Below are 12,953 nucleotides of genomic sequence, written 5' to 3' on the forward strand. Positions count from 1 at the left end.
CCGCGCCCTAGCGCCGAATAATTAAGAAAGGAAACGCCGATGACCCGCCCGCGCATTCCAACCGAAGTCGCGGCAGGCGGCGTTTTGCTTTTGGCGGCGATTGCCGCACTGATCGTCAGCAACTCCGGCCTATCCCCGCTCTACGAAGCCTTGCTGGCGACCCCCGTGGGGGTGCACGCCGGGGGCGCCGGGATCGAAAAGCCCCTGTTGCTGTGGATCAACGACGGGCTGATGGCCGTATTTTTCTTTCTTGTCGGGCTGGAAATCAAGCGCGAGGCCCGGGTCGGTCAACTCGCCAATCTGAAAGTGCTGGCCCTGCCGCTCGCCGCGGCTATCGGCGGCATGGCGGTCCCGGCGCTGATTTACGCGCTGTTAAATGCCGGAACGCCGGGAGCGCTGAAAGGTTGGGCCATTCCAGCGGCAACCGATATTGCCTTCGCCCTTGGGATTCTCGCGACGCTCGGCACCCGCATCCCCGCCGGTCTGCGACTGTTCCTGATGGCCCTGGCGGTGATCGACGATCTCGGCGCCATTGTGATCATCGCCATCTTCTATACGGCGGAGCTTTCGACCGCCGCCCTGGGCGGCGCCGTCATCCTACTGCTGGTACTGGCCGTGCTGAACCTTGCGGGCGTGCGGCGGTTGACGCCCTATGTACTGGTCGGCGCGGCGCTCTGGGTCTTCGTGTTGAAATCCGGCGTTCATGCCACCCTGGCCGGGGTAGCGCTGGCCTTTGCGATCCCACTGCACGACCGCCACGGCCACGCCCAGCACGGGCCGCTGGCCCATGCCGAACATACGGTTGCGCCTTGGATTACCTGGGGCGTGCTGCCGGTCTTTGCCTTTGCCAATGCCGGGGTATCCTTTGCCGGGCTGGGTCTTGCGGCCTTGACCGAAACCGTCACACTGGGCATTGCCTTCGGCCTTTTGATCGGCAAGCCGGTGGGCGTCGTGCTGGCGGCGCAGCTGGCGGTGAAAGCCGGGCTGGCCGAACTACCGACCGGGCTGACCTGGCCGCTGATCACCGGCGCCGGACTGCTGGCCGGGATCGGCTTTACCATGAGCCTTTTTATCGGCGGTCTTGCCTTTAGCGGCCCGGAGGCGGCGGCCCAGGTGCGCCTTGGCGTGCTGGGCGGGTCGGTACTGGCAGCGGTGCTCGGATATTTCTACCTCCGACGCAGCACGGGCGCCCATGTCGGCTAAGGGGGCGCGGAGTATTGCCGCTGTCCCGCCCGACCATCTGGATCGGTTGAACAAGGGCCTCGCGGAAACCCGGACCTTATCGGAAGGGTTAGCCCTATCCTTCCCGCGCCTGCTGGCGACAGTGGCCCCGTCTTTGGCCGACGCGGCGGAAGCGGCGCTGCCTCCAACCCTTGGCATCACGCAGCGTATGGCCCGCGCAGCGGAACTATTACGCGCGAGTGAAGGCGATGCGCTGCTGCCCCGGCTGCTGGTTCACCGCGCCGATACAGCGCGGGGCTGGGGCGCATATCTGATCGCCGCTCTGCCGGGTTTATCGTTGGCGGAACGCCTCGCGCGGGTGCGCCCGCTGGCCGACGATCCGCATTTCGGCGTGCGGGAATGGGCGTGGCTGGCGCTGCGTCCTGCGATTGCCGCAGAGATTGATGAGGCCCTGCGCCTGCTCGTGCCGTGGACGGCGGAACCATCCGCCAATCTGCGCCGGTTTGCGAGCGAAGCGACCCGCCCGCGCGGCGTCTGGTGTGCCCATATCGCGGCTCTCAAAACCGATCCAGCCCAGGCCTTGCCGCTTTTGCAGCCCCTCCGCCGGGACGCCAGCCCTTATGTGCAGGATTCGGTCGGCAATTGGCTGAATGATGCCGCGAAAAGCCGACCCGATTGGGTTTCGCACCTCTTAACCGACTGGCGCCGCGACGCCTCCGTCGCCCCCCGCCTGTTGAAGCGCGCCGGGCGATCCTTGGCCTGATTACGACGCCGCCGCGTCGCCGCCGGTCGCGCGCATCGCCTCGTCGATCGCCAAGCGCAGGCGCTGCGTGCGGTCGGCAACGTCATCGGCGGCGTTCAGCAGGTCCAACACATTCGCGCCGCCCCGGATGGCCGCCGATCCAACCTCGCTAATCCCATCGCGCACCTTGCGCGCGCCCGAGGCCATGCGATCCACCAACGTGGTGACCTGGCCCGCCGCCCCCTCGTGATCCTGCAAAATATACGAGACTTCTTTGCTGTTATGCTGCAACTGCTTGATCTGCCCGAGAATTTCGTTCAGCACCCCGCCCATATCCGCCGTCACGGTTTGAATGATGGCAATCTGGGCACCAATATCCTCGGTCGCCTGCGCCGTCCGGGTGGCGAGCGCTTTCACCTCGCCCGCAACGACAGCAAAGCCTTTGCCCGCCGCCCCCGCACGCGCGGCTTCGATGGTGGCATTCAGGGCCAACAGATTGGTCTGCCCGGCAATTTCAGTAATCAGCGTCGAAACTTCGCTAATTGCCGCCGCCGCCGCTTCCAGACCTTCCATTGTGTGCCGGGCACTTTGCCCTGCCGTCTGCGCTGCCTCCGCCGCGCCAACGGCTTGATCGACATGGACGGCGATTTCCTGCACCGACTTGACCAAACCGCCCGCCGCCGCCGCCGCCCGGTCGCCGTGGCTGGCAGTTTCATCCGCCGCGTCGGACACCAGCAGTGCCTGTTGATTGGCCGAATTGGTGACGTCCGCCAGCCCTTCGCCTGTCATGCGCAACCGCTGCGCCGCCGCCGTCATATCATCGAGCAACCACGCGCTGCTTTGCTTTAGTCGCTGAACGATCGTGGTTGCCAAGATGCTGCCGACAGTTTCCGGTCCCGCCGCCGCCTTCGCCGCACTGACCGCCGCTTGCGGCGGCTGGGCCGCCGGAAGCCGGGCGACCAGCAGGCGCACCAGGGCGAGCGCGCCCCCAGCCGTCGCCGCCGCGACCAGCAACACGATCAGCCGATGGGTCGGATCGGGCAGCAGGAAGGTGGCCACCCCCGCCGGCAGCAGAACCGCAATCGCCAGCAGCAAACCGGTTTGCAGAAAAAAGGGCGTTACCATCGTGATCGGCCTTCTTGGTTAGGCTGTCGCTAGGATGCCCCATCCCCCCGCTGGGGAAAAGGTAAAATGCCCGTGTTTTAGACCAGCGCTTGACTTGGTTTGGCCGTTCGGGTCATTTCTGACATTCTAATCAGGAAAACTGCCATGTCAGTGCTCGTTCCCCTTCCCGATCCCAGCCGCGACGAAAACGGCGAAAGCCTGGGCGACCGCGCCTATCTGGCGATTCGCCGGGCGATCATCACCTGTGCGCTGCCGCCAGGAACAGAGGTTTCGGAAACCCAGCTTGCCGCCCGCTTCGGCTTCGGCAAAGCCCCTGTGCGCGCCGCCCTGTCGCGCTTGGCACAAGACCGGCTGGTCCGGGCGCAGGCGCGGCGCGGCTGGCGCATCGCCCCGGTAACGCTGCGCGACGTGCGCGATATTTTCGACCTGCGGCAACTGCTGGAGTCGGAAGCGGCCCGGCTGGCAGCGGGGCAGGTGGCGGTCGATGAGTTGACGCAGCTCGACGCGGCCTGTCAGGCGCGCTATAGCCCCGGCGACCCCGAGAGCGCCGAAAAGTTTCTGGCGTCTAACCGCGAGTTCCATCTGCTGATCGCCCGCCGCTCCGGCAATGCGCGCCTGGCGGCCATGCTGGAACAATTGATGATGGAATCCGAACGGTTGCTGCACATCGGCCTTGCCCTGCGCGACCGGACCGAGGAAATCAGCCACGAACACCATTGCCTGATCGATGCACTGGTCGCGGGCGATAGTGTGGAAGCCGCCCGCATCGCCGCCGAACAAGTGGCCGACTCCTTCCGCATGGTCCGCGACGCGATCCTGTCGTCCGATCCGGTCGATACGCTATCGATCCGATTGGATGGCCTCGCCTGACCCCTACGATGATAGTCACGACGGGCAGGCTTCAGAGATTAGATCATCACGGCCCGTCCAGATGCTTGAAAGAACGGGACAAGCCTTCTGAAAATAAGGCAGAGTACCTGCCGACGATGGCTTTTCTGCCGACAAGCCTGCCTGCAAGGATGTGTGTGCGTCGATGACCCGTTCCGCCTTCCCCGCCGCCGCCCGCCCGGACACGCCCTTATCCGGTCGCGAGACCGATTTCGATCTGGGGGACGGCACGGAATCGCTGATCCTCGCGCCCGATTATGTTCTGCCCGGCGGCGACCCGGAAGGATTGCTGCCCGATTTTGCCGTGCTGGTCCAAGACGGTAAGATCGCCGCCATCGATATTGTCACCAGCCTGATCGACGCCCACCCCGACGTCCCGGTCGAACGGCTGCCCGACTCGATCCTGATGCCAGGGCTGATCAATGCCCATCAGCAGGGGCGGGCGTTGACCGCCGCCCCGCTGTCGCCCGGCGATGATCTGCTGGATAATGCTTTGCTGGTCCGCTTGGCCCGCACGTCACTTGACCCCTACCCACTGGCGCTGGTCGCTGCGACCGATATGCTCTCCCAGGGCATCACCACCGCCCTGCACGCGGGCGCCAGCCAGGGCACCGGCGATTACGAGGGGGAGTTGCGGGCTGCCATCCGGGGGTATCTGGAAGCGGGGATCCGCGCCGTTATCTGCGTCGCTGGGATCGACCAAGGCCAAATCATTTCGCCCGAGGCCGATCTACCCGGCTTTCTGGATCGGCTGTCGCCCGAACTCGCGGCGCTGCTCACCGAACCGTCGCTACCGACCTATGCTGGGTCGGCGGCGGATACCATTGCCCTGATGGACCGGCTGATCGCCGACTTCGGGGGCGAGCCAACGCTAAGCTTCCGCTACGCAATCCCCGGCCCGCAATATGCGTCCGATGGTTTTCTGACCGCGATTGCCAGCGATGCCAAACAGCGCGGCATCGGGCTGCATCTGACCGTCTACGAAAGTCAGGTCGATTGGGCCGTCTGCCAGACGCTCTACCCCGACGGGGTGCTGGTGCGCCTCGACCGGCTTGGCATTCTCACCCCCGATCTTACGCTGGTGCAGGGCGTTTGGTTGTCGCCCGCCGAAATCGAGCTTCTGGCCGCGCGCGGCGTTAGCACCGTCTCCACGCCGGGGTCTAACCTGCGCTTACGGCACGGGATCGCACGGCTGGGGCCGTTGCTGCGCGCCGGCATTCCGGTTGCGCTCGGCACCAATAATCGCGCCCTTGCCGATGATGAAGATTTGCTGAGCGAACTGCGCCTCGCTGCCGGTTTGGCCCGCGTCACCGATATCAGCCAAGGGGGGCCGTGGGATACCCGCCCCACCCTGACCGAACAATTGGCGATGCTCACCGATAACGCCGCCCGGGCCATTGGGCTTGGGGGGAAAAGCGGGCACCTCAGCGTCGGTGCGCCCGCCGATCTGATGGTGCTATCGCTGCAAGGCATCGAAGGCCCGTCCCTCGATCTCGACGCCAGCCTGATCGAAAACCTGCTGGGCCGCGCGTCGGCCCGCGACGTTTGCCTGACGATGATCGGCGGGGCCATCCGCTATCGCGAAGGCGAATTACAGGGCATCGACCGCGAACGGGTGTCCGCCCTGCTGCGGGAAGCCCATACCTATAGCCGCGCCGCCGCCGATCCGGCTTGGCCGGAATTTTGGTCAGAACTCCGGGCCCATCTCCGGCATCATTACGGGGAAAAAATTAAGCTGGCGCGGCACCGACAAAATTCGGCATAAATTAACTGTTTTGTCGATAAGAGGTATCACACCCCTTCGAATTCGCGCGTTTTCAGGTATTGTAGGGTCCGGCGACGCAGCCCCTGTTTCGGGTCGATGGCGCTCGGGGCACCGGACAAGGTAGCAATAGGGCCGGAATGGAAACAGTTCGCACCATCGACGGAGAGATCGAAGACATTCGGGATCGCATCTCCTCGACGGGGGATTCGGTGTGCGAAGTCCACCTCAATACATCCGCCGGTAAAGAAAAATGCTTCGCCTATGCCGATAAGGCCACCATCGTGCAGAACCTGCTGAAAAAAATGCAGGAATTGGCGACGCGCAATGGTGCCGCCCATATCAAGGATTTGCATGTGCGCGTAGAAATTACGGGGATTGTGAAGAACCAATCCTCGTCCAAGGATTTGATCGTTACCGCCGTTAAAATCCAGCAATAGCGCGAATTTACCAGACTGCGCGCTTCCGCCGCACAGCGATGCGGCGCTTTTACCGACCCGATTTTTTAGATCGGTCGCCAACATCTTGCCTCACGCAACAAAATTAACGGGCTTGATTAAGATTTGATCAGTCAAATCTTAATCTGTGCCAAAATCGTCACGAGAAAAATTATACCGCGCCGCAATATTCACAGGGTTAGCGCGCCCCGATTGCTGCAAACGCAGGGGAGGTGTGCAGGAATAGACCTATTTTCGTCACACTTCATCGGTATAAGAGCGCCCAACACGCGAGTGTTTGTTATTGACGACTAAAGGACGCAGGACAATGTCCCGCAACTCGACGAACCCGATCTTCTGGGTCTCGCCGCATTTCGATGAGTGGCAAGTGCAGACCGACGGTACCGACCGGCCGGAAGCCCTGTTCGACGCCAAAGAAGACGCCGTGGAATGGGCCTGCCGCGTCGCGCAGCACCGCAGCCCCGGCATCGTGCGCGTCGTGGATTATCATGGCAATATCACAAGCCAGTTCTTCTTTGCCGACATGGCGGGCGACCAAGATCGCCGCCCCGCCGCGTAAACCCTGGGGTTGGCGGCGCAGAAAAACTTGTCTCGGCACTCGAACAGACAATTTGGGGCTGGAAAGCAGCGCGCGGCTTGGCTAAGGCTCAAGGATAACATTTAAGCCCTGCCTTGGGAGGGGTCGACCGTGAGCCTTGACTGGACTAAAGCCTTTGCCCCGCGCGCGCTGAAACTCACCGCGTCGGAAATCCGCGAACTGCTGAAGCTGATTAATCAGCCGGATATCATCTCCTTCGCAGGCGGTATTCCTGATCCGGCGCTGTTCCCGCACGCGGTCTTGGCCGAAACCTTCCACGAGATCCTGTCGAACCCGGAAACCCGGGGGGCGGCCCTGCAATATTCCGTCTCGGAAGGCTATCAGCCGCTGCGCGAATGGCTGGCGCAGACCTATCTGCCGAAGGTCGGCATCGCCACCCACGCCGATAACATCCTGATCACCAATGGCTCGCAGCAGGGGCTGGAGTTTTTGGCGAAGCTGTTTATCGGCACCGGCGACCGGATTATCGTCACGAACCCGAGCTATCTCGGCGCGCTCCAGGCCTTCAGCCTCTACGAGCCGACCTTCGTGACCGTGCCGGTGCAGGGCGAGGGCGTCGATCTGGCGGCGCTTGAAACCGAAATGGCCAAGGGCGCGAAATTCTTTTACCTCACCCCGGATTTCGGCAATCCCTGCGGCGTTACCGTGCCGCTGGACCAGCGCCGGGCGATGCTGGAACTGGCCTATCGTTACGGGGTGCCGGTGATCGAAGATTCGGCCTATGACCAGCTTCGGTACGATGGCGAACCGGTGCCGCCGCTGCTGGCGCTGGATAATGAACGGGTCAACCAGCCCCGCCCGCTGAGCGAGGCGACCGCCCAGGGTCAGGTGATCTATACCGGCACCTTCTCGAAAAGCATCGTTCCCGCCCTGCGCATCGGCTGGGTCGTCGCGCCGCAGCCCGTGCTGCAAAAGCTGGTGCTGATGAAGCAAGCGTCCGACCTGCATACGCCGACGCTGAACCAGATGGCCATGTTCAAAGTGGCCGATAAGATCATCTTCGATCACGCCGCCGGCATTCGCAGCATCTACCGCGACCGCCGGGATGCGATGCTGGCCGCGATGAAGGATTTCATGCCCCAGGGCGTGACCTGGACCGAACCGGAAGGCGGCATGTTCGTTTGGGTAACCCTGCCGGAAGGGTTGGACGCCGCCGAACTGCTGGCGAAAGCCATTCCCGAAATCCGCGTGGCCTTCGTGCCCGGCGCCGCCTTCTACCCGGACCGGTCGGGCAAGAATACCATCCGCCTCAGCTTCTCCGTCCCGCCGCCCGAACGGATTCGCGAGGGCATTAAGCGCCTCGGCGGGTTACTGACGGCGGCGGTCGAAGCGCTGAAGGTCAAAGCCTAGGCTGAACGGGGCGGGGCCCTGCACCGCCCCGCACCAGGAACGCTGTGATGCCGCTGGAAACCCTCGTCCTCTTCGCCGGGGCCTGCTTGATGCTGGCCCTAACGCCTGGGCCGGACATGCTCTATGTCCTCAGCCGCTCGATTGCCCAGGGACCGGCGGCGGGCTTGGTTTCGGTGGCGGGATTTAACCTTGGCATCGTTGTGCACGCGTTCGCGGCGGCCTTTGGGCTGGCGGGCCTCGTCGCGGCGGCGCCGCTCGCCTACGCGCTGATCCAATATGCTGGGGCGGCCTATTTGGCGTGGCTGGCCTATCAGACCTTCCGCAGCCCCGACCTGCCGTTTCTGGCCAAGAGCAACGCCCCCAAAGCGGCGCTGGGGCTGATCTTCCGCCAAGCGCTGATCGGTAATCTACTGAACCCCAAGCTCATCCTGTTCTTCGTCGCGCTTTTCCCGCAGTTCCTTAACCATCGCGGCGACCGCCCGCTTTTGCCGCAGGTTCTCGTCATGGTGCTGGTGCTGATCGGGATTGGCAGCATCGTCAACGGCAGTATCGCCCTGCTCGGTGGGCGGTTCGGGGCGTTCATGCGCACCCGGCCCAGCTTTCAGCGCGTGCAGAAATATCTTCTTGGTACGGTGTTTGCCGGGCTTGCGGTGCGCTTGGCGCTCGGTCGTTCCAACTGACCGAGCGCATTTCGTTACGCCACCCGAACGGCCTTTAAAAACTCCTCGACTTCACGGTTAAGCTGCTGCGAATAGCCGCCCAGTTGGTCCGCCGCGCTCAGCACATTGCGCGCCGCCGCACCGGTCTGATTGGCGGCGGTCGAGACGCCGATGATGGTGCTCGACACATCCTGCGTGCCCTGCGCGGCCTGATGTACCGATTCGCTGATCGCCGCCGTCGCCGCCCCCTGTTCCTCGATCGCTGCCGCAACCATCGCCGCGATTTCGCTCAGATCGTTGATGGTGGCGCCGATGCGCACGACGGCCTGCACCGCCGCTTTGGCGGTCTGCTGAATATCGGCAACCTGGGCCGTAATATCCTCGGTCGCCCGGGCCGTTTGCGCGGCGAGGTTCTTGACCTCGCCCGCCACCACGGCGAAGCCTCGGCCCGCCTCGCCCGCGCGCGCCGCCTCGATGGTGGCATTCAGGGCCAATAGATTGGTCTGGCCCGCAATATCGTTGATCAGATGCACAACCGAATCGATCCTGCCAATGGCGTTCGAAAGGCTGCTCAAGGCTTCGTTGGTGGACGCCACCTCCGACACGGCCCGCCCGGCGATGCTGGTGGAGCGGCTGACTTGCGTGCCGATTTCGCTGATCGAACTCGTCAGTTGCTCCGCCGAGACGGCAACCATATGGACATTCTGGGTCGCTTGTTCTGCCGAGGCGGCGACCGTCGCCGATTGGCTGCTGGTCTGCTGCGCCATGCCCGACATTTGCGCCGCCGTTTCATGCATCGCCCCGGCGGCCACTGAAACCGATGTCACCACCTGCTGCACGCTGGCTTCGAACCGGTTGGCCAGGGCTTGTAGGGTGGCCCGCCGCTCCGCCGCCGCCTGTTGACGTTCGGCTGCCGTTGCCGCGTCCTGCTCCGCCGCGCGCACGGCCGTATCGCGGAAGACGGCCAGGGCCGTCGCCATCGCCGAAATCTCGTCCTGCCCGCCCGCCGGGATCGGCGCGTCGAACTGCCCTAGGCGCACCCGATCCATCGCCACGGCCAGCGCCGCCAGCCGCCGGGTGATGCCGCGGTGCACCAGGAACCAGCCGGTCAACCCAGCAAATCCCAGCCCGACCGCCGCCAGGGCCAGCAGCACCAGCCGGGCCGAGTCGATCCCCATATTGAGCCCGCCGATGCCGCCGTCCATATCGCGTTGCATGGCCCCCGCCAGCCGGTCGGCTTGTTTGGTCAGGGCGGCAACCGCCGTGACCGCTTGCTCCAGAATCCCGGCTTCGGCGCCGGTTGCGGTCAGATAGGTCTGGCGCGCCGTAAACAGTGCATCCGCCGCCGCCGTCACCTGCGCCGCTGCATCGCCAAGGCCGATACTCACAGCGGCATCGCCCATCGCGGTCATCAGCTTCGAAAACGCGGCCTGGGATTTGGCGTAGCCTTTCTTCGCCTCCTCCAGCGCCGCCGGCGTCGGGGCAACTGCCGCTTGCAGCAACAGCGCGCGTGACTGAGTAATCTCGCGCTGTAGGTTCAGGGCATTGCGCAGGGTTTTGAAATCCCCAAGGGGCTTGACGGTCTTATCGACGATGCCCGCCTCAACCCCCTCCAGAACCGTTTCGAGAGTGAAAGAAGTGCTGCGAACCAACGGGTTTAGCAGGCTGGTCACTGCTTCCGACGCTTCCGAGACGCCTGCCGCCGCCCGCGTGACCGCCCGCCCGGCCCCCAGCGCCTGCCGGTGCTGGTCTTCCAACTGCGCTAGAACAGTGGAAAGCGTCTGAAAATGCCCGTTCAGCGCGGCCCAATCCGCTGCTGGCAGGACATTTTTCAGGGCCGATAATTTCGTTTCGACATCGGAAAGATATTCGATCAGCTTGGCTTGCTCGACCCCAAGCGCCCCTTGATCCGCCGTTACCAGCAGCGACGGCGCGGCGGCGGCGATCGCATTGGCGCGCACGCCAAGTTCCTGCGCCAAGGTCAGATTAGGAACGCTGGTGGTTGAAATTTCTGCCAGCATGTCGGACAGACGCCCGAACCCTTGCAGCGCCACGCCAGCGGCGCCCACCGTCAGCGCCGCCGTTAAACCAAACGCCACCAAGAGCTTTGTGCGAATGGTCGCCTTCATCTTTCCGTGCCTCCAAGGTCGGTCGGCCGGTTCATCGCCAAGCCGTACTCGCTTCGTCTAGCCGGAAAGCGTATCAGTGATTTTCCTAATTTTTTATTAGTATGTCATAGCAATGACATGAACCTGTCAGAAACATCAGGCGGCTTTCAATTGGTTCAGCATCCGCGCTACCTCCGGCTTCATTGCCGCGCGCTGGTTGCTGCCGCGCAGGCGAGAGGCCAGAACGCGGGCGACGGCCCGGTGGAAGCGAAAGGCCAAACCATCGCCAGACTCGAGCCGAACCATCAGCGCCGCCCGGTTGATGCGCAGTACCTGCGCCGGGGCGGTCAGCATGACGGTTGCCGAGGCGGGCATACCGTCGATCAACGAAATTTCCCCAGCGACATCGCCCGGCGCCAAATGCGCTAGCACCGCGCCCGCCCCAACAACCGCCGCGCGGCCCGACAGCAGGATATACACATCCGGCCCCTCGGTGCCTTCGGAAATCAGCACCGTTCCCGCCGTTTGGTGGGTCGGCTCGCCAATTTCGGTCAGCCACGCCAGATCGTCATCGGTCATTTCGTTCAAAAACATTGGCCGGTCCCACTTCCTGTCCCTGCGGCATTTCTACACATCAGACCTTAAAGAAGGCTGAACAACCAGCCCTTTATGACAAAAAGATGAGGGCTGCCCGCAAGGCGGACAGCCCAACTTATCAAGCGTTTAGCGCGTATTACGGACGAGCTTTAACCGCCGTTTCCGGGAAGTCGCTGAACAGGCCATCCACACCCAGGCCAAAGAACAGCTTATATTCCGCCGCCGGATCGCCCTTGAAATCCGACGCCAAGCGCTTCGGTTCGTTGCGGAAGGTCCAGGTGTGGATCGCGAGGCCCGCCGCATGGGCCGCCTTCACCAAGCCGGTTTCCGGCAGCAAAACGCGGTCCTGCTCGTCGATCTTGCCGTCTTTGTTCAGATCGTCGGGCTTGCCGTCGCCATCGGCGTCGATCTGCTTGCCCGGCACCAGATAGGGCTTCCACGGGCCGACACCATCGGCATAGGTCTTGATTTCCTTCAGCCCTTCCGGCGTCAGCAGATCTTTGAAGGTGCGCTTATCGCCCAGCACGGCAAAATCGTAGGGCTTATCGTAGGGCGCCGCGAGCGAGATGTTGCCGTCCTTATCCACATCATCGGCATCGATGAGCTGCACGAGACGCAGATTGGTCTTGGTGCGCAGATATTTGAGGTTCGACACTTCAAAGCTCTGGATGAAGACCGGATCGGTCTTCTTGGTCCAGCCGGCCTTCTTCAGTTGGGCGACCAGACGGTCTTCCAGCGGCAGGCCAATGGCATGGTGGAAGGTCGGATGCTTGGTTTCCGGGTAAATCCCGATCACCCGGCCGCGCTTGGCGCTTTCCTTTTTGGCGAGGTCGATCACTTCCTGAAAGGTCGGGATCTCGAACTTGCCGTTATAGGATTGATCGCGGTCGGCAAAGGCCTGCTTGGCGCGCAGGGTCTTCAGTTCGGCGAGGGTGAAGTCGGCCACCCACCAATCATCCGTCGCCACACCGTCGAGGTTGCGCACGCGCTTGCGGTTGGCGAATTCCGGGCGGCTTGCCACATCGGTGGTGCCGGAGATGAAGGGTTCGTGCCGGGCGACCAGCACGCCATCCTTGGTGGCGACCAGATCGGGCTCGATGAAATCCGCGCCAACTTCGATCGCGCGGGTGTAGGATGCGATGGTGTGCTCCGGGAACGTCCCGCTGGCGCCGCGATGGCCGATGACCAGCGGGCGCTTGCCGTCCAGCGTCTTATACTGCTGCGCGCTTGCCGACGCGGCGGTCAGCGCCGTGCCCAGAACCAGCGCCGCCGTCAGCGCGCGCCCGATAAATCCCGTCATGACACCCTCGTTTTATGATGGTTTGCGGGCGCTACCATGCCGCCGGGTGGCGACAGTTCCATGTGCAATTGATGATGATTTTGTTGGGAAATTCTTAAAGGGAGGCCCGGAACCTCGGCTAGACGGCGCTTCCTTTTTACCGAGACGATGAAACCGCATTCAGTCCGCCCAAAAACAAAACGGC

Annotated in this window: 12 protein-coding genes; 8 read left to right on the top strand and 4 right to left on the bottom strand. The window is 63.4% G+C overall.

Annotation, left to right across the window (positions count from 1 at the left end):
* Nucleotides 1-39: 39 nt before the first annotated feature.
* Together nhaA and CHR90_RS06450 are read left to right on the top strand one after the other, a co-directional pair.
* Entirely contained in the window at nucleotides 40-1,203 is a 1,164-nt protein-coding gene (gene nhaA / locus CHR90_RS06445; protein WP_094408175.1) for a Na+/H+ antiporter NhaA, read from the top strand.
* On the top strand, nucleotides 1,193-1,945 hold the full coding sequence (locus tag CHR90_RS06450; protein WP_094408176.1) for a DNA alkylation repair protein: 753 nt from the start codon (nucleotides 1,193-1,195) through the stop codon (nucleotides 1,943-1,945). The genes nhaA and CHR90_RS06450 overlap by 11 nt, the downstream gene beginning before the upstream one ends.
* Here CHR90_RS06450 and CHR90_RS06455 read toward each other — a convergent pair whose 3' ends face one another.
* Nucleotides 1,946-3,049: a methyl-accepting chemotaxis protein gene (locus CHR90_RS06455; RefSeq protein ID WP_094408177.1), complete on the bottom strand. Its 1,104-nt coding sequence runs from the start codon at nucleotides 3,047-3,049 to the stop codon at nucleotides 1,946-1,948.
* A gap of 144 nt (nucleotides 3,050-3,193) precedes the next feature.
* Between CHR90_RS06455 and CHR90_RS06460 the strand changes: the two genes are divergently transcribed.
* The 6 genes from CHR90_RS06460 (at nucleotide 3,194) to CHR90_RS06485 (ending at nucleotide 8,785) form a co-directional block, all read left to right on the top strand.
* Entirely contained in the window at nucleotides 3,194-3,919 is a 726-nt protein-coding gene (locus CHR90_RS06460) for a GntR family transcriptional regulator (protein WP_094408178.1), read from the top strand.
* A 163-nt stretch (nucleotides 3,920-4,082) separates the two neighbouring features.
* Nucleotides 4,083-5,702 carry an amidohydrolase family protein gene (locus CHR90_RS06465; protein WP_094408179.1) on the top strand — a complete coding sequence of 540 codons (1,620 nt, stop codon included), beginning with the start codon at nucleotides 4,083-4,085 and terminating at the stop codon, nucleotides 5,700-5,702.
* Nucleotides 5,703-5,839: 137 nt separating this feature from the next.
* On the top strand, nucleotides 5,840-6,139 hold the full coding sequence (locus CHR90_RS06470) for a hypothetical protein (RefSeq protein ID WP_094408180.1): 300 nt from the start codon (nucleotides 5,840-5,842) through the stop codon (nucleotides 6,137-6,139).
* A 325-nt stretch (nucleotides 6,140-6,464) separates the two neighbouring features.
* Nucleotides 6,465-6,716 (top strand): DUF2188 domain-containing protein, encoded by a 252-nt coding sequence (locus CHR90_RS06475; RefSeq protein ID WP_094408181.1) that lies wholly within the window; start codon nucleotides 6,465-6,467, stop codon nucleotides 6,714-6,716.
* 129 nt (nucleotides 6,717-6,845) lie between these two features.
* Nucleotides 6,846-8,105, top strand: a complete 1,260-nt coding sequence (locus CHR90_RS06480; protein ID WP_094408182.1) for an aminotransferase-like domain-containing protein — start codon at nucleotides 6,846-6,848, stop codon at nucleotides 8,103-8,105.
* 47 nt (nucleotides 8,106-8,152) lie between these two features.
* Nucleotides 8,153-8,785: a LysE family translocator gene (locus CHR90_RS06485; protein ID WP_094408183.1), complete on the top strand. Its 633-nt coding sequence runs from the start codon at nucleotides 8,153-8,155 to the stop codon at nucleotides 8,783-8,785.
* Between the two features lie 14 nt (nucleotides 8,786-8,799).
* Here the strand turns inward: CHR90_RS06485 and CHR90_RS06490 are convergent, their stop codons facing one another.
* The 3 genes from CHR90_RS06490 to CHR90_RS06500 all read right to left on the bottom strand — a co-directional run bounded on the left by CHR90_RS06490 (nucleotide 8,800) and on the right by CHR90_RS06500 (nucleotide 12,769).
* Nucleotides 8,800-10,893, bottom strand: a complete 2,094-nt coding sequence (locus tag CHR90_RS06490; protein ID WP_094408184.1) for a methyl-accepting chemotaxis protein — start codon at nucleotides 10,891-10,893, stop codon at nucleotides 8,800-8,802.
* Between the two features lie 135 nt (nucleotides 10,894-11,028).
* On the bottom strand, nucleotides 11,029-11,466 hold the full coding sequence (locus CHR90_RS06495) for a cyclic nucleotide-binding domain-containing protein (protein ID WP_094408185.1): 438 nt from the start codon (nucleotides 11,464-11,466) through the stop codon (nucleotides 11,029-11,031).
* A gap of 139 nt (nucleotides 11,467-11,605) precedes the next feature.
* Nucleotides 11,606-12,769: a glycerophosphodiester phosphodiesterase gene (locus CHR90_RS06500; protein WP_094408186.1), complete on the bottom strand. Its 1,164-nt coding sequence runs from the start codon at nucleotides 12,767-12,769 to the stop codon at nucleotides 11,606-11,608.
* Nucleotides 12,770-12,953: the final 184 nt, after the last annotated feature.

Source organism: Elstera cyanobacteriorum, from assembly GCF_002251735.1.
Classification (GTDB): Bacteria; Pseudomonadota; Alphaproteobacteria; order Elsterales; family Elsteraceae; genus Elstera; species Elstera cyanobacteriorum.

Coding starts and splice junctions, on each gene's coding strand:
- CHR90_RS06470 (WP_094408180.1), top strand. CDS start 5,840: ATGGAAACAGTTCGCACCATCGACGGAGAGATCGAAGACATTCGGGAT.
- CHR90_RS06450 (WP_094408176.1), top strand. CDS start 1,193: ATGTCGGCTAAGGGGGCGCGGAGTATTGCCGCTGTCCCGCCCGACCAT.
- CHR90_RS06500 (WP_094408186.1), bottom strand. CDS start 12,769: ATGACGGGATTTATCGGGCGCGCGCTGACGGCGGCGCTGGTTCTGGGC.
- CHR90_RS06465 (WP_094408179.1), top strand. CDS start 4,083: ATGACCCGTTCCGCCTTCCCCGCCGCCGCCCGCCCGGACACGCCCTTA.
- CHR90_RS06490 (WP_094408184.1), bottom strand. CDS start 10,893: ATGAAGGCGACCATTCGCACAAAGCTCTTGGTGGCGTTTGGTTTAACG.
- CHR90_RS06475 (WP_094408181.1), top strand. CDS start 6,465: ATGTCCCGCAACTCGACGAACCCGATCTTCTGGGTCTCGCCGCATTTC.
- CHR90_RS06460 (WP_094408178.1), top strand. CDS start 3,194: ATGTCAGTGCTCGTTCCCCTTCCCGATCCCAGCCGCGACGAAAACGGC.
- CHR90_RS06455 (WP_094408177.1), bottom strand. CDS start 3,049: ATGGTAACGCCCTTTTTTCTGCAAACCGGTTTGCTGCTGGCGATTGCG.
- CHR90_RS06495 (WP_094408185.1), bottom strand. CDS start 11,466: ATGTTTTTGAACGAAATGACCGATGACGATCTGGCGTGGCTGACCGAA.
- nhaA (WP_094408175.1), top strand. CDS start 40: ATGACCCGCCCGCGCATTCCAACCGAAGTCGCGGCAGGCGGCGTTTTG.
- CHR90_RS06485 (WP_094408183.1), top strand. CDS start 8,153: ATGCCGCTGGAAACCCTCGTCCTCTTCGCCGGGGCCTGCTTGATGCTG.